14 protein-coding genes are annotated in these 14,507 nt (G+C 74.0%); 7 read left to right on the top strand and 7 right to left on the bottom strand.

The window, feature by feature from the left end; all coding sequences use genetic code 11:
- Nucleotides 1-52: 52 nt before the first annotated feature.
- The 4 genes from E5225_RS17990 to E5225_RS13420 form a co-directional block, all read right to left on the bottom strand.
- A complete protein-coding gene (locus tag E5225_RS17990; RefSeq protein WP_244243700.1) occupies nt 53-250 on the bottom strand; it encodes a hypothetical protein in 198 nt (65 codons plus the stop codon).
- A gap of 167 nt (nt 251-417) precedes the next feature.
- Entirely contained in the window at nt 418-621 is a 204-nt protein-coding gene (locus tag E5225_RS13430; protein WP_208012613.1) for a ribbon-helix-helix protein, CopG family, read from the bottom strand.
- Nucleotides 622-682: 61 nt separating this feature from the next.
- Entirely contained in the window at nt 683-1,048 is a 366-nt protein-coding gene (locus E5225_RS13425) for a VOC family protein (RefSeq protein WP_135974757.1), read from the bottom strand.
- A 148-nt stretch (nt 1,049-1,196) separates the two neighbouring features.
- Nucleotides 1,197-1,607, bottom strand: coding sequence for a PLD nuclease N-terminal domain-containing protein (locus E5225_RS13420; protein WP_135974759.1), 411 nt, complete (start codon nt 1,605-1,607; stop codon nt 1,197-1,199).
- Between the two features lie 269 nt (nt 1,608-1,876).
- Here E5225_RS13420 and E5225_RS13415 point away from each other — a divergent pair, with 269 nt between their 5' ends.
- The 4 genes from E5225_RS13415 to E5225_RS13400 all read left to right on the top strand — a co-directional run bounded on the left by E5225_RS13415 (nt 1,877) and on the right by E5225_RS13400 (nt 5,667).
- Nucleotides 1,877-2,842, top strand: a complete 966-nt coding sequence (locus E5225_RS13415; protein ID WP_135974761.1) for a siderophore ABC transporter substrate-binding protein — start codon at nt 1,877-1,879, stop codon at nt 2,840-2,842.
- Nucleotides 2,843-2,955: 113 nt separating this feature from the next.
- Nucleotides 2,956-3,915 (top strand): ABC transporter permease, encoded by a 960-nt coding sequence (locus tag E5225_RS13410; protein ID WP_166435961.1) that lies wholly within the window; start codon nt 2,956-2,958, stop codon nt 3,913-3,915.
- Complete coding sequence (locus E5225_RS13405) at nt 3,905-4,912, top strand: iron chelate uptake ABC transporter family permease subunit (RefSeq protein WP_243738235.1); 1,008 nt, start codon at nt 3,905-3,907, stop codon at nt 4,910-4,912. The genes E5225_RS13410 and E5225_RS13405 overlap by 11 nt, the downstream gene beginning before the upstream one ends.
- Nucleotides 4,909-5,667, top strand: a complete 759-nt coding sequence (locus E5225_RS13400) for an iron ABC transporter ATP-binding protein (protein ID WP_135973608.1) — start codon at nt 4,909-4,911, stop codon at nt 5,665-5,667. Before E5225_RS13405 ends, E5225_RS13400 begins: the two co-directional genes overlap by 4 nt.
- Before the next feature lie 34 nt (nt 5,668-5,701).
- Here E5225_RS13400 and E5225_RS13395 read toward each other — a convergent pair whose 3' ends face one another.
- On the bottom strand, nt 5,702-6,595 hold the full coding sequence (locus E5225_RS13395; RefSeq protein ID WP_341765649.1) for a siderophore-interacting protein: 894 nt from the start codon (nt 6,593-6,595) through the stop codon (nt 5,702-5,704).
- 194 nt (nt 6,596-6,789) lie between these two features.
- On the opposite strand from E5225_RS13395, the gene E5225_RS13390 reads away from it, so the two are divergent.
- Nucleotides 6,790-9,951 carry an efflux RND transporter permease subunit gene (locus tag E5225_RS13390; protein ID WP_135973606.1) on the top strand — a complete coding sequence of 1,054 codons (3,162 nt, stop codon included), beginning with the start codon at nt 6,790-6,792 and terminating at the stop codon, nt 9,949-9,951.
- A 115-nt stretch (nt 9,952-10,066) separates the two neighbouring features.
- Here E5225_RS13390 and E5225_RS13385 read toward each other — a convergent pair whose 3' ends face one another.
- Together E5225_RS13385 and E5225_RS13380 are read right to left on the bottom strand one after the other, a co-directional pair.
- Nucleotides 10,067-10,936: an ABC transporter permease subunit gene (locus tag E5225_RS13385; RefSeq protein ID WP_135973605.1), complete on the bottom strand. Its 870-nt coding sequence runs from the start codon at nt 10,934-10,936 to the stop codon at nt 10,067-10,069.
- Entirely contained in the window at nt 10,933-11,877 is a 945-nt protein-coding gene (locus E5225_RS13380; RefSeq protein ID WP_135973604.1) for an ATP-binding cassette domain-containing protein, read from the bottom strand. The genes E5225_RS13385 and E5225_RS13380 overlap by 4 nt, the downstream gene beginning before the upstream one ends.
- A gap of 215 nt (nt 11,878-12,092) precedes the next feature.
- On the opposite strand from E5225_RS13380, the gene E5225_RS13375 reads away from it, so the two are divergent.
- Together E5225_RS13375 and E5225_RS13370 are read left to right on the top strand one after the other, a co-directional pair.
- The gene (locus E5225_RS13375; protein WP_135973603.1) at nt 12,093-12,938 is read left to right on the top strand and encodes a Bax inhibitor-1/YccA family protein; all 846 of its coding nucleotides are present in this window, start codon (nt 12,093-12,095) and stop codon (nt 12,936-12,938) included.
- A 126-nt stretch (nt 12,939-13,064) separates the two neighbouring features.
- On the top strand, nt 13,065-14,471 hold the full coding sequence (locus E5225_RS13370; RefSeq protein WP_135973602.1) for a cystathionine beta-synthase: 1,407 nt from the start codon (nt 13,065-13,067) through the stop codon (nt 14,469-14,471).
- Nucleotides 14,472-14,507 lie beyond the last annotated feature (36 nt).

The following is a 14,507-nucleotide window of genomic DNA, read 5'->3' as shown; positions in this document are numbered from 1 at the left end:
CGCGTCGCGGGCGGGACCGTGTTCGGGTTGGCAGAGAGTGTCCCGCCCGTGCTCACCAGGCCTCGGCAGGCGCGAGAGCCGGGGCGGATGGCTTCCACATCCTCCTCCCGCCCCGCAGTGACGTCCATGATGAGCGTGCAGCCTCATCATTGGTGGCGCCGAGGCGGGTGCCGCTGACTCGCAGGAACACGATCGTGCCAGCGAGGGCGAGCCTCTTGTTCCCGTCCACGAGGGCTCGGTTGCGCGTCAGCGAGTGGAGGAGTGCGGCTGCCTTGGTGAGGAGGTCGGGGTACGTCGGTCCCGCCGATCTGAGTCAGAAGCCGGGCGGCGGCGGACTTGAGCGGCCGGGGTCGCGCACCGCGAGGTCGCAGACGACGCGCCGCCCGACGGCCAGCAGATCCTCGGTGGTCAGCTAGATCATCGGCCGAGGCGCTCGAGTGCCTCGGCGTAGCGAGGAAGTTCGCTGTCCATGACGGCGTCGATGAGGTCGTCGCGTGACGTGCGCTCGATGTAGTCACGCACGGCCCGGCGTGCCACGTCCTGCATCGATCGGTGCTCGACCTCGGCACGTCGCCTCAGTGCTTCCGTCTCGGCTGTGTCGAGTCGGAGAGTCATCGCCATCGGGCAACGGTATCGCTCACGGTATCGGCGGCGTCGGCGGGGGGGGCGTGCGGCCGACGAGTCAGGTCGGCGGGTCCTGCGGTGCCATGGAGTACAGGTTGAGCCGGTTGCCGTCCGGGTCGGCGAGGTCGACGTAGTCCACAGCGCCCTCGACGTGGACCAGCGGCCCGACCTCGAGGCCCATCGCGGCCAGGCGCTCGCGCTCGAGCGCGGCGTCGGTCACGCCCAGCCCCAGGACGACCTCCGCGCCGGAGCGCGCGATCGGCTCCTCGCTGAGCTGCAGCCACACGGTGCCGACGCGGAACTCCACGACCCCCTCGGCGGGCTCCAGGTCCGGCGCCGGGAGCTGGAGCACCCGCCGGTACCACTCCACCGCGACCCGGAGGTCCGCGACCGGCAACCCGACCGTCACGCTCGACACGTCCATGGCCCCATCTTGCGGTGCCGATTCGCCCGTTGTGTACCGACACACCCGGCATACGGGGGATCTGGGTCCTACGGCCGCGCCGTGCGGGCCGTGCGCGCTCCCGGGGCCGGCGGCGCGGCGCGGGCGCGGGAGGCCGTCCGGTGCTGCGTCAGGCGTCGCCGCGCGCGGCGGGTGGGGCGCTCGGCGGCTCGCCCGGCTGCTCACGGGCGCGCAGCTGGGACTCCCAGTCGCGCAGCATCTGCTGGTGCAGCTCGTCGGAGCGGCGCTCCTCGGCGCGGCGCCGTTCCTCCTCGGTGGGGTCCTCGGTGAACCGGCGGGGTCGCTCGTACTCCGGGTACCCGGCGGTCGCGGTGGCGGGCCACGCCACCTGACGGCGCGGGCTCTGGGGGCGGCCGGCGACGAGCCACGCGACGCCGCCCGCGATCGGCAGGAAGACGATGAGGGCGATCCACCAGCCCTTGGACAGGTTCCGGACCCGGTCGCCGTCGGACTGGATGCAGTCGATGAGGCAGAACACGAGCAGCGCCAGCTCGACGACGAACGGCAGGAGGCGCAGCACGACGGGTCCCTTCCCGAGCGGCCGTGGACGACGCGTCGGACGCTAGCGCCTCCCGGTGTCCCGCGGGGCCGGTTCGCCGTGGGCGGCGGCGCCGGACGGGCGCTCTCACCCGATCGGCCCGCGACCGTCGGGACGGCGTCCCGGTCCGGGGTGGCACAGGTCACGTCCGGTGCTGGTTCTGAGGTTAGGCAGACCTTTGTTAGGTTCGCCTCTGTGACCGGGCGCGCACCGGGCACGGCCTCGCCCCACCCATCCCAGGAGTCCCCACCGTGCCCACCCGCCTGCGCGGCGCTGCCCTCGCGGTCGCCGCGGCCCTCGTCCTCGGCGCGTGCGCCGGGACGGCCGGCGCCACCGACGACGCCACGACCGCCACCCCGACCGCCGACGAGCCCACGACGGTCACGGTCACCCACGCCCAGGGCGAGACCGAGGTGCCGTTCCGGCCCGAGACCGTCGTGACGTTCGACCTCGCGTCCCTGACCACGCTGGACGCCCTCGGGGTCGAGGTCGCCGGCCTGCCCAAGCAGAACCTGCCGGGCGAGCTCGCCGGGTTCGACAGCGACGAGTACACGAACGTCGGCACGCTCTTCGAGCCCGACTACGAGGTCGTCAACCAGCTCCAGCCCGACCTGATCATCGTCGCCGGCCGGTCCTCCGAGACGCTCCCGGAGCTGTCGAAGATCGCCCCGACGATCGACCTGTCCAACGACTGGGCGGACTTCCACACGTCCGTCGTCGCCAACAGCGAGGTGCTGGGCGAGATCTTCGGCCTCGAGGACGAGGTCGCCGAGATGGCCGCGGACCTCGACGCCTCCATCGAGGAGGTGCGCACCGCGGCGGCCGACGCCGGCACGGGGCTCATCCTGCTCACGTCGGGCGGCAAGGTCACCGCCTACGGCCCGGGCTCGCGCTTCGGGTTCCTGCACGACGCGCTCGGCGTGACCCCGGCCGTCGAGGACGTCGAGGCCGCGACCCACGGCGAGGCGATCTCGTTCGAGTTCGTCGCCGAGGCGGCGCCCGAGTGGCTGTTCGTGCTCGACCGCGACGCCGCCACCGGGGAGTCCGCCCAGGCCGCCGCACAGGTGCTGGACAACCCGCTCGTGCACGGCACGCCCGCGTGGCAGGCCGAGCAGGTGCACTACCTCGACCCCGCGGCCTGGTACGTCATCAACGGCGGGCTGCCGACGCTGCAGGGCATGACGGACGAGATCGCCACCGCCCTCGGCGTGCAGTGACCCGTACGCCCACCCCGACGCGGCCCGCCCCCGGCGCACCCACCGGCGGCGGGCCGCGCCGTGCGCCCGCGCGCGGGGCGGCGCCGGCCGCGCCGCGACGTCGTGCGCGGTGGGTGCTCGTCGCGGCGGCGTGCGCGCTGCCCCTGCTGGCGGTCGTGAGCCTGTTCGTCGGGGTCGCCGACGTCGCACCAGCCGACCTGCTGCGCCTCGACGCCGACGCGTGGGGGCTCGTCGCGCTGAGCCGCGGCCCGCGGACCGCCGCGCTCCTGCTGGCGGGCGCCTCGACCGCGGCGGTCGGCACGATCATGCAGATGCTCGCCCGCAACCGGTTCGCGGAGCCGTCCACGACCGGCACGGTGGAGTTCGCGGTGCTGGGGCTGCTGGTCGTCACCCTGCTCGCGCCCGGCCTGCCGGTGGCCGGCAAGGTGGTGGTCGCCACGGTGTTCGCCCTGGCGGGCACGGCACTGTTCCTCGCGGTGCTGCGGCGCGTGCCGCTGCGCTCGCCGCTCGTCGTGCCGCTCGTCGGGATCGTCCTGGGCGGCGTCGTCTCGGCGGTCGCGACGTTCATCGCCTACCGGACCGACCTGCTGCAGTCGCTCGCCGCGTGGACCACCGGCGACTTCTCCGGGGTCCTCGCCGGCCGCTACGAGATGCTGTGGGTCGCGGGCGCGCTCGCGGTGGTCGCCTACGTCGTCGCGGACCGGTTCACCGTGGCAGGCCTCGGTGAGGCGTTCACGACCAACCTCGGCCTCAACCACCGGCGCACCGTGAGCACCGGGCTGGTGATCGTGTCGGTCGTGTCGGCGGTGGTCGTCGTGACCGTCGGCGTGGTGCCGTTCCTGGGGCTCGTCGTGCCCAACGTCGTGAGCCTGCTGCGCGGGGACGACGTGCGGCGCTCGCTGCCGTGGGTCGCGACGTTCGGCGCCGGGCTCGTGCTCGCGTGCGACCTGATCGGCCGCCTCGTGCGGTACCCGTACGAGGTGCCCGTGGGCGTGGTCGTCGGAGTCGTCGGCTCGGTGCTGTTCCTCTGGCTGCTGCTGCGCCGGGACACGGGGGCGGGCCGTGTCGGCTGATCTCGACGCCCGCGCCGGCACCGCTCTGCCGGGCGCGTCGCGCCGCCGCCCGCACCCCGCGCGCGTCCTGCTCCTGCTCGCGGCGGTCCTGGCCCTCGGTGCGGTCGCGTTCCTGACGGTCGGCGCGACCGGCTCCTGGGCGTTCGTGCTCCCGTTCCGGGCGACCAAGCTCGCGAGCCTCGCGGTCGTCGGGACCGCCGTCGCGGTGGCGACCGTGCTGTTCCAGACCGTGACGGCGAACCGCATCCTCACGCCGTCGCTGCTCGGCATGGACGCGATGTTCGCGCTCGTGCAGACCGTCCTCGTGTTCGTCCTCGGTGGCGCGGCGCTGGCGGCGCTCGACGCGACGACGATGTTCGTGGGGCAGGTCGCCGTGATGGTGGTGTGCTCGGTGGCGCTGTTCGGGTGGCTGTTCGGCGGGCGCCGGCGCTCGCTGCACCTGCTGCTGCTCGTCGGGGTGGTGCTCGGCACGCTGCTGCGGGCGGCGTCGTCGATGCTGCAGCGCGTCATGGACCCGAACGAGTTCGCCGTGCTCACCAACCGGCTGTTCGCGTCGTTCAACACGATCGACGACACGCTGCTCGGCGTCACGGCGGCCCTCGTCGCGGCCGGGTGCGCGGTGGCGTGGCGGCGCCGGCGGGCGCTCGACGTCCTCGCGCTCGGCCGCGAGGCCGCCACGGGCCTGGGTGTGCCGTACCGGCGCACGGTCCTCGAGGTGCTCGTCGTCGTCGCCGTCCTCGTGTCCGCGTCGACCGCGCTCGTCGGTCCCGTGACGTTCCTCGGCCTGCTGGTCGCGAACGTCGCCTACGTCGTCCTCGGCACGCACGAGCACCGGTGGCTGCTGCCCGGTGCCGCGCTCGTGTCGGTCCTGTTCCTCGTCGCCGGTCAGGTGGTGCTCGAGCACGCGCTCGGGTTCGCGACCAGTCTCGGCGTCGTCATCGAGCTCGTGGGAGGTCTCGTGTTCCTCGTCCTGCTGCTGCGGGGGGCGGCCCGATGATCGAGGTCCGGGGCGTCACCAAGCGCTACGGGTCGGCCACCGTCGTCGACGACGTCACGCTCGACGTGGCCGACGGCGGTCTCGTCGCGCTCATCGGCCCCAACGGGGCCGGCAAGTCCACGCTGCTGTCGATCATGTCGCGGCTGCTGCCCGCCGACGCCGGGACCGTCCTCGTCGACGGCCTGGACGTCGCCACGACGCGCAGCGACGTGCTCGCGCGCCGGCTGGCGATCCTGCGCCAGGACGCGCACGTGGGCTCGCGCCTGACCGTCCGGGACCTGGTGACGTTCGGCCGCTACCCGCACAGCAAGGGCCGGTACACGCTCGAGGACCGCGGGCACGTCGAGCGGGCGCTGGAGTTCCTGGACCTGCACCCGCTGGCGGACCGCTTCCTCGACGAGCTGTCGGGCGGGCAGCGCCAGCGCGCGTTCGTCGCGATGGTGCTGTGCCAGGACACCGACCACGTGCTGCTCGACGAGCCGCTGAACAACCTCGACCTGAAGCACGCCGTCGCGATGATGCGGCTGCTGCGCCGCGCCACCGACGAGCTGGGCAAGACGGTGGTGGTCGTGCTGCACGACATCAACGTCGCGTCGTGCTGGTCCGACCGGATCGTCGCGATGAAGGACGGCCGCGTCGCGCACGACGGCGCCCCCGCGGACGTGGTCCGGCCCGAGGTGCTGTCCGACGTGTACGAGCTCGACGTCGCGGTGCACGAGCTCGACGGCCAGCTGATCGGCACGTACTACCGCTGACGGGTACGGCGGCACGGACGGTGCCGGTTCGCCGTCAGTCCAGGCCTGCGGCCGCCTCCGCCGCCTCGATCCGCGCCGCCCAGGCCTTCTTCGCCGCACGCCAGCCCTCGTCGTCGGCGCCGAGCCGCCAGTAGCCCGAGATCGACAGGTCGGCACGGGCGACGCGCAGCTCGGCACGCAGGTACGCGCGCAGCTCCTGCACCGCGCCGGCCTCGCCGTGCACGAAGGCGCACACGCGCCCGGTCGGCCACGGCCACGCGCGCACCGCGTCGACGAGGGCGACGCCCGGCACGCCCGTACCGGTGTGCACCCAGCGGACCTCCATCCCGGGCGGGGCGTCGATCGCGACCTCCTCGTCGGCGTCGTGCACCTCCAGGACGGCCAGCCCGACCGCGTCGCGCGGCAGCGCCTCGAGGCCCACGGCGACGGCCGGGAGGGCGCTCGCGTCCCCGACCAGCAGGTGGGCGTCGGCGGTCGGGTCCGGCGACCACGCCCCGCCGGGCCCGAACACGAGCACCTCGTCGCCCGGCTGCGCCTGCGCGGCCCACGGGCCGGCGACACCCTCGTCGCCGTGCACGACGAAGTCCAGCGTCAGCTGGTGCGTCGCGGGGTCGTACGCGCGCACCGTGTACGCGCGCATCCGCACCTCCTCGCCCGAGGGCAGGGCCGCCCGCAGCGCGTCGGCGTCGACCCGCCCGTCGGGGCCGAGCGGGCGGGGTCCGGGCGGGGCGAAGCCGAGCTTGACGTAGGAGTCCGCGTGCAGCGGCGCCTCGAACGGCGCCATGCCGGGACCGCCCAGGACGACACGCGCCAGCCGCGGGGTCAGCCGCTGCGTCCGCACCACCCGCGCCAGCACGGGCGCCGGGCGGCGGCGCACGGGCGGGGCCGCGGGGGAGGCGGGGAGGGACGAGGTGCCGGGAAGCGTCACACAGGCGAGCCTAACCTCGGTGGGTCGGTCATCCGCGTGGGCGTGGGCCCCGGGCCGTGCCGGAGCACGCCGTGCGACCATGGCGACGTAGGTCACACCCCTGTGGGGGGAACCCGGTGCCCCGGGCACGCGTTCCGCGTTCGACCGACTCGACCACGTGCCGCGCCGTGCGCCGGCCCCCTCCCGGAGGACCCATGTCCCGGCTCGCCCGGCTGTCTCTCGCCAACCGGTCCGTCGTCGCGCTGATCACCGTCGCGATCGCGGTCTTCGGCTGGATCAGCCTCGGCTCCCTGAAGTCCGAGCTGATCCCGTCCCTGCAGATCCCGACGGCCGTCGTGATCGCCGCGGACCCCGGCTCGTCGCCCCAGCTGGTGGAGACCCAGCTCACCGAGCCGATCGAGCAGGCGATCTCCGCGGTCGACGACGTGGAGTCCGTGACGTCGACGTCCGCGACGTCGGTGTCGACGACCACCGTCCAGCTCACGTACGGCATCGACGTGGACGCCGCCGCGCAGGAGGTGCAGCAGGCGGTCGACCGCATCCGGTCGCAGCTGCCCGAGGGCGTCGACCCCATGGTGATCACCGGGTCGATCGACGACCTGCCGGTCGTGCAGCTCGCCGTCGCCGGGACGCCCGAGGACGTCGAGGAGGGCGAGGACGCCGCCGCCGCGCTCGCGCGCGCCGTCGAGGAGACGGTCGTGCCGCGGCTCGAACAGGTCGAGGGCGTGCGGGACGTGACCGTGTCCGGCGTGGCCGAGCAGGCCGTCACCGTGACGCTCGACCTGCCGGCGCTCACGGCGGCGGGCCTGTCGCCGGTGGCCGTGCAGTCGGTGCTCGAGGACAACGGCCTGGTGCTGCCCACCGGGACGGTCGACGACGGCGACCTGACGCTGTCGGTGCAGGCGGGCTCGGAGATCACGTCGGTCGAGGAGCTCGAGCAGCTGCCGCTGCTCGGGTCGGCCACGGGTCGGCCGGTCGCGCTCGGCGATGTCGCCGACGTGGTGCTCTCGCCCGTGCCCGCGACGTCGTTCTCCCGGCTCGACGGCGCGCCCGCGCTCGCGGTCGCCCTGACGAAGACCCCCGCGGGCAACACGGTCGACGTGTCCCACGGCGCGCAGGAGGCCGTCGAGGAGCTCCGCGCACAGCTCGGCGACGGTGTGGACGTCGAGGTCGTCTTCGACCAGGCGCCGTTCATCGAGGAGTCCATCGAGGGCCTGGCCACCGAGGGCGGCCTCGGCCTCGTCTTCGCCGTGGTCGTCATCCTGCTGTTCCTGCGCTCGCTGCGCTCGACGCTGGTGTCGGCGATCTCCATCCCGCTGTCGCTGCTCGTGACGTTCATCGGCCTGCGCGTCGGCGGGTACTCGCTCAACATCCTCACGCTCGGCGCGATGACCATCGCCATCGGCCGCGTCGTGGACGACTCGATCGTCGTCATCGAGAACATCAAGCGGCACCTGTCGTACGGCGAGCCGAAGCGCGAGGCCATCACGACGGCCGTGCGCGAGGTCGCCGCCGCGATCACGTCGGCGACGATCGCGACGATCGCCGTGTTCGCGCCGATCGCGCTGGTCGGCGGCATGGTCGGCGAGCTGTTCCGGCCGTTCGCCATCACGACGGCCGTCGCGCTCGCGGCCTCCCTGGTGGTGTCGCTGACGATCGTGCCGGTCCTCGCGTACTGGTTCGTGAAGGCCGAGGGCGGCGCCGGCGCGGAGGCGGAGGCCCGCCGCGCGGCCGCGGAGGAGAAGGAGCGCCGGGGCGTGCTGCAGCGCAGCTACCTCGCGACGCTGCGCGGGTCGCTCGCGCACCCGGTGATCACGATCCTGGCCGCGGTCGCGGTGCTCGCCGGCACCGTGGGGCTGTCCACGCGCCTGGAGACGAACTTCCTCGGCGACGCCGGGCAGGACACCCTCACGGTCACCGAGACGTTCCCGGCCGGCACGTCCCTGGCCGCGCAGGACGCGGCGGCCCAGGAGACCGAGTCGGTCCTGCTCGACGTCGACGGCATCGAGACCGTGCAGACCACCGTCGGCTCCGCCGGCGGCATCGAGTCGGTCTTCGGCGGCGGGGGAGCCCCGCGTGCGACGTTCGCGCTCACGCTGACGCCCGACGGCGACAACGCCGCCGTCGAGGCCGACGTGCGCGACGCGGTCGCCGACGTCACGGGCGGCACGCACGGTGACGTGGTCGTGGCCGGTTCCGACGCGGCGTTCGGGTCCTCGACCGTCGACGTCGTGATCCAGGCCGACGACACCGACGAGCTCGCCGAGCTCGCGGCGCGGGTGCAGGAGGTCGTCGAGGGCGTCGAGGGCACCACGGACGTCACGAACAACCTCGCGGCCGACCAGCCGACCGTGCGCGTCACGGTCGACCGTGAGGCGGCGGCCGCCGCGGGCCTCACCGAGACCGCGGTCGTCGGGACCGTCGCCGGCCTCATGAGCCCGCAGCCGGCGGGCACGGTCGACCTGGGCACCGGCCCGGTCGACGTCACGATCGTCGCGACCACGCCGCCCGCGACCGTCGCGGAGCTCGAGCAGCTCGTGCTGCCGACCGCCACGGGGGCCGTCCCGCTCACCGCGGTCGCGGACATCGAGACCGTCGAGGTCCCGGTGTCGGTCACGCGCATCGACGGCCGGCGCGCGGCGACCGTCTCGGCCACGCCCGCGGGCGACGACCTCGGCGCCCTGACGGCGGCCCTCACGACGGCCCTCGAGGACGTCGACGTGCCGCCGGGTGCGAGCGTCGAGATCGGCGGCGTCGCCGCCGACCAGGAGGACGCCTTCGCGGACCTCGGCCTCGCGCTGCTCATCGCGATCGCGATCGTCTACGTGGTCATGGTGGCGACCTTCCGGTCGCTGCTGCAGCCGCTCATCCTGCTGGTCTCGGTGCCGTTCGCCGCGACGGGTGCGCTCGGCGGCCTGCTGCTGACGGGCACGCCGCTCGGTGTGCCGGCCCTCATCGGGCTGCTCATGCTGGTCGGCATCGTCGTGACGAACGCGATCGTGCTCATCGACCTCGTCAACCAGTACCGCGAGCGCGGTCGCGGGATCGACGAGGCCGTCATGGAGGGGTCCCGCAAGCGCCTGCGGCCGATCATCATGACCGCGGCGGCGACGATCTTCGCGCTGCTGCCCATGGCGCTCGGCCTCACCGGCGGCGGCGTGTTCATCTCCAAGCCGCTCGCGATCGTGGTCATCGGCGGGCTCTTCACGTCCACGCTGCTGACCCTCGTGCTCGTCCCGGTGCTGTACACGCTGCTCGTGCGGGCGCAGGACCGGGGCCGCACGCGCCGAGAGGCACGGGTGGAGCGGCGGTCCGCGCGCACGGCCGAGCGGCACGCCGCCGAGCACGCCTCCTGACGCACGCCCCCGACGACGACGCGCCGGCACTCCCCTCCGGGGTGCCGGCGCGTCGTCGTGCGTCCCGCGCGGCCGGCCCCTCCGGCCGGCCACGCAGGGGGTCGGGTGCCGGGGGTCAGGCGTCCCGCGTGCGCAGGCGCACCGCCGCGACGGTGAGCAGGACCGCGACCCAGCCGAGCAGGATCCCGTAGCCGACCCAGGGCCCGGGGGTGAAGGCCATGCCGAAGCCGCTGTTCTCGATCTGCTCGGGCGTGCTCGTGATCGCGGAGCCTGCCGTCGACGGCAGGAACGGGCGCACGTACTCCAGGGGCTCCCAGCTGATCATGAGCAGCACGTTCTCGACGAGCAGGACGAGCCCGATCACGGACGTGATGGCGGCGGCGCTGTTGCGCAGCAGGGCACCGACGGCGAGGCCCAGCAGCGAGATCCCGGTGCAGTAGAGCACCACGCCGACGACGACGCGCGGGACGTGCGGTGCGCCCCAGTCCGGGGCGAGCTGCGGCGCGATCGCGCCGGCCAGCAGGAGGGACGCCCCGACGGCGACGGCGACGGCGACGAACGTGACGACCGCGACGACGAGCACCTTGGCGGCGAGCACCGGCAGGCGTGCCGGCACGGCGGCGAACGTCGAGCGGATCGAGCCGGTCGCGTACTCGCCGGTGACGGAGAGGGCGGCGAGCACGATCAGCGGGAGGGGACCGAGGATCATCGCGGGCATCAGGTACATCTGCAGGACCTCGGCCGACCCGGCGGGCATCCCCTCGACCGGGTCGGGGAAGGAGCGCACGCTCACCGCGCCGAGCGCGGCGATCCCCGCGAAGAGCAGGAACGCCACGGCGAGCGTCCAGTAGGTCGAGCGCAGGGTCCACAGCTTGACCCACTCGGCGTGCACGACGCGGGGGAACGTGACGCGTGCACCGTCGGCGGCGCGGCGCGCCGGTGCCGGGGCACCCGCGGCGGGGGCAGGGGCGGTCGTGGCGGTCATCGGGCCACCTCCGTGGCGGTCGTGCCGGCGCCCGCGGCGCCGCCGGAGCGGTACTCGACGAGGTCGCTGGTCAGGGACATGTACGCGTCCTCGAGGGATCCGGTGACGGGCGTCAGCTCGTGCAGCACGAGACGGGCCGCCGCGGCGACCTCCCCGACGGCGGCGGCGGTCGGGCCCTGCACCTCGAGCAGGCCCGGCTCGGGCGCGTCGACGACGACGTCCGGGCCGGCGAGCAGCGCGGCGAGCTCGGTGGCGTGCGGCGTGCGCACCCGCACGGTGGTGCGGGTGGCGCGGCCGATGACGTCCCGGACCGGCCCGTCCGCGACGATGCGCCCGCGGCCGATGACGAGCAGGTGGTCCGCCGTCACCGCCATCTCGCTCATCAGGTGGGAGGACAGGAAGATGGTGCGGCCCTCGCGCGCCAGGTGCTGCACGAGCCCGCGGACCCACAGGACGCCCTCCGGGTCGAGGCCGTTGACCGGCTCGTCGAGGATCAGGGTGTGCGGGTCGCCGAGCAGCGCCGCGGCGATGCCGAGGCGCTGCCCCATGCCGAGCGAGAAGCCCTTGACCCGCTTGTTGGCCACCGTGCCGAGGCCGGCGAGGTCGATGACCTCGTTGACCCGCGTGGCGCCGATGCCGTGCGTGGCGGCGAGGGTGCGCAGGTGCTGGCGCGCGGTGCGGCTCGGGTGCACGGCCTTCGCGTCGAGCAGCGCACCGACCTCCGTGAGGGGCGCGCGCATGTGCCCGTAGGGGGTGCCGGAGACGGTGACGGACCCGTGGCTCGGACGGTCGAGGCCGACGACCATGCGCATGGTCGTGGACTTGCCGGCGCCGTTGGGGCCGAGGAACCCGGTGACGGCGCCGGGGCGGACGGTGAAGGAGATGTCGTCCACGGCCGTGGTGCGGCCGTAGCGCTTCGTGAGTGACTGCGCCTCGATCATGGCGCGGGGCTCCCCAGGTCGACGGTGTGCGGACACGTCGAACGTAGGCCCGGGAGGCCCGCGGGGAGCACCGTCCGGGGGACGATTCGGACCCGCGGCTCTCATCCCGGGGGACGACACCACACTCAGGGGGATGAGGGAACGCGGCGGCCCCCGCCGACGTTGGTTACGTTGTCGACCAGCACCACCCCGGCCGATCACGACCAGGAGCCCTCATGGCGAATCCCGTCTTCAACAACAGTCCCGTCTTCGCGGACCCGCGGCAGCAGCGCCGCGGCGGCCGCCCCGCACCCTCGGCACCCACGTTCGGCGGTCCGACCGTCGACGCGGCGTCGCTCGAGGCGATGTACGACGGGCCGACCGCGACCACCCGCGACACCGGCCGTCTCACCTACGACGACGTCATCATCAAGACCGGCGGGCTGCTCGCGCTGCTCGTGGCCGTCGCGGCCGTGACCTGGTTCGTCGCGCCCGGCCTGTACATCGTCGGCGCGATCGTCGGCCTCGTCCTCGGCCTGGTGAACGCGTTCAAGCGCAAGCCCAGCCCGGCGCTGATCGTCGCGTACACCGTCGCGGAGGGCGTGTTCCTCGGCGGCATCAGCTACGTGTTCCAGAACAGGCCGATCGGCAACCTCGTCGCCGACGCGCAGCCGATCGTCCTGCAGGCAGTCCTTGCGACGGTCGCAACCTTTGTCGCGTCGCTGTGGCTGTACCGCTCCGGGCGCGTCCGCGTCACCGCGAAGTCGACGCGCTTCCTCCTCATCGCGATGATCGGGTACGCCCTGTTCTCGCTGGTGAACGTCGTGCTCATGTGGGTTCTGCCGAGCACCGAGATGTTCGGCCCGCTGCGCAGCGGGCCCATCGGGATCATCGTGGGCCTGTTCGCGGTGGGCCTGGCGGCCTTCAGCTTGATCGTCGACTTCGACGCGATCAAGCGCGGCGTCGAGCAGGGCGCGCCGAAGAGCTTCGCGTGGACGGCGGCGTTCGGCCTCATCGTCACGCTGGTCTGGCTGTACCTCGAGTTCCTGCGCCTGTTCGCGATCTTCAGCAGCAGCGACTGACGCACCGGCCTCACCGGGGTGCCTGCACCCCGTTCGACGCCCCGTCGGCCACGGCCGGCGGGGCGTCGTCACGCCCGGGGGCAGCGCCCGGGACGCGCCCGTCCCGGCAGGTGGGACGATGACGCCGTGAAGTACGCAGAGCACGTCTCCGAGCTCGTCGGCGGCACCCCGCTCGTCCGGCTGTCCGCCGTGACGGAGGGCCTCGCCGCCACGGTCCTCGCCAAGGTCGAGTACCTGAACCCGGGCGGGTCCGTGAAGGACCGCATCGCCCTGCGGATGGTGGAGGCCGCCGAGGAGGCGGGCCTCCTGCGGCCGGGCGGCACGATCGTCGAGCCGACCTCCGGCAACACCGGCGTCGGCCTGGCGCTCGTCGCGCAGCGCAAGGGCTACCGCTGCGTGTTCGTCTGCCCGGACAAGGTCAGCCAGGACAAGCGGGACGTGCTGCGCGCGTACGGCGCCGAGGTCGTGGTGACGCCGACCGCGGTGCAGCCGGACCACCCGGACTCCTACTACTCGGTGTCGGACCGCATCGCGCGCGAGACGCCGGGTGCGTGGAAGCCGGACCAGTACTCCAACCCGAACGGCCCGGCGAGCCACTACGCGACGACGGGCCCGGAGATCTGGGCGGACACCGAGGGGCGTCTCACGCACTTCGTCACGGGCGTCGGCACGGGCGGCACCATCAGCGGCACCGGCCGGTACCTGCACGACGTGTCCGCGGACCGCCCGGCGGCCGACGGCGGGCGCGTCGTCGTGGTCGGCGCCGACCCCGCGGGGTCCGTGTACTCCGGTGGCGACGGCCGCCCGTACCTGGTCGAGGGCGTGGGCGAGGACTTCTGGCCGCGCGCGTACGACCCGTCGGTGCCCGACGAGATCGTCCCCGTCTCCGACGCCGACTCGTTCGCGATGACCCGGCGCCTGGCGCGCGAGGAGGCGCTGCTCGTCGGCGGCTCGTGCGGCATGGCGGTCGAGGCGACGCTGCGGCACGCGCGCGCCCTGCAGGAGCGCGACCCGCAGGCGGCGGCGCGCGCGGTGTACGTGGTGCTGCTGCCCGACGGCGGGCGCGGCTACATGTCGAAGATCTTCAACGACTCGTGGATGCGCTCGTACGGGTTCCTGGGCTCCGACCAGGGGGCGACGGTCGGCGACGTGCTGCGCACCAAGGACGGCGGGCTGCCGGCGCTCGTGCACACCCACCCCAACGAGACGGTGCGCGACGCGATCGAGATCCTGCGCGAGTACGGCGTCTCGCAGATGCCCGTGGTCGGTGCCGAGCCGCCCGTGATGCTCGGCGAGGTGCAGGGTGCGGTCAGCGAGCGCACGCTGCTCGACGCGGTGTTCTCGGGCGCGGCGTCGCTCGCGGACCGCGTCGACCGGCACATGGAGGCCGCGCTGCCGATCGTCGGGTCGGGGGAGTCCGTCGAGTCCGCGCGGGCCGCGCTCGAGAAGGCCGACGCGCTCATGGTCGTCGACGACGGCAAGCCCGTCGGCGTCGTCACGCGCCACGACCTGCTGGGGTTCCTGGCGCGCTGACGCGCGTCGCGGTGCGCCCGCCGCGCGTCGCGGTGC

The organism is Cellulomonas shaoxiangyii, from assembly GCF_004798685.1.
Taxonomy (GTDB): domain Bacteria; phylum Actinomycetota; class Actinomycetes; order Actinomycetales; family Cellulomonadaceae; genus Cellulomonas; species Cellulomonas shaoxiangyii.
Note: the sequence above shows the minus strand (reverse complement) of the source record. Positions and strands in the feature narration are given on the sequence as shown.

Coding starts and splice junctions, on each gene's coding strand:
- E5225_RS13430 (WP_208012613.1), bottom strand. CDS start 621: ATGGCGATGACTCTCCGACTCGACACAGCCGAGACGGAAGCACTGAGG.
- E5225_RS13425 (WP_135974757.1), bottom strand. CDS start 1,048: ATGGACGTGTCGAGCGTGACGGTCGGGTTGCCGGTCGCGGACCTCCGG.
- E5225_RS13400 (WP_135973608.1), top strand. CDS start 4,909: ATGATCGAGGTCCGGGGCGTCACCAAGCGCTACGGGTCGGCCACCGTC.
- E5225_RS13390 (WP_135973606.1), top strand. CDS start 6,790: ATGTCCCGGCTCGCCCGGCTGTCTCTCGCCAACCGGTCCGTCGTCGCG.
- E5225_RS13385 (WP_135973605.1), bottom strand. CDS start 10,936: ATGACCGCCACGACCGCCCCTGCCCCCGCCGCGGGTGCCCCGGCACCG.
- E5225_RS13380 (WP_135973604.1), bottom strand. CDS start 11,877: ATGATCGAGGCGCAGTCACTCACGAAGCGCTACGGCCGCACCACGGCC.
- E5225_RS13375 (WP_135973603.1), top strand. CDS start 12,093: ATGGCGAATCCCGTCTTCAACAACAGTCCCGTCTTCGCGGACCCGCGG.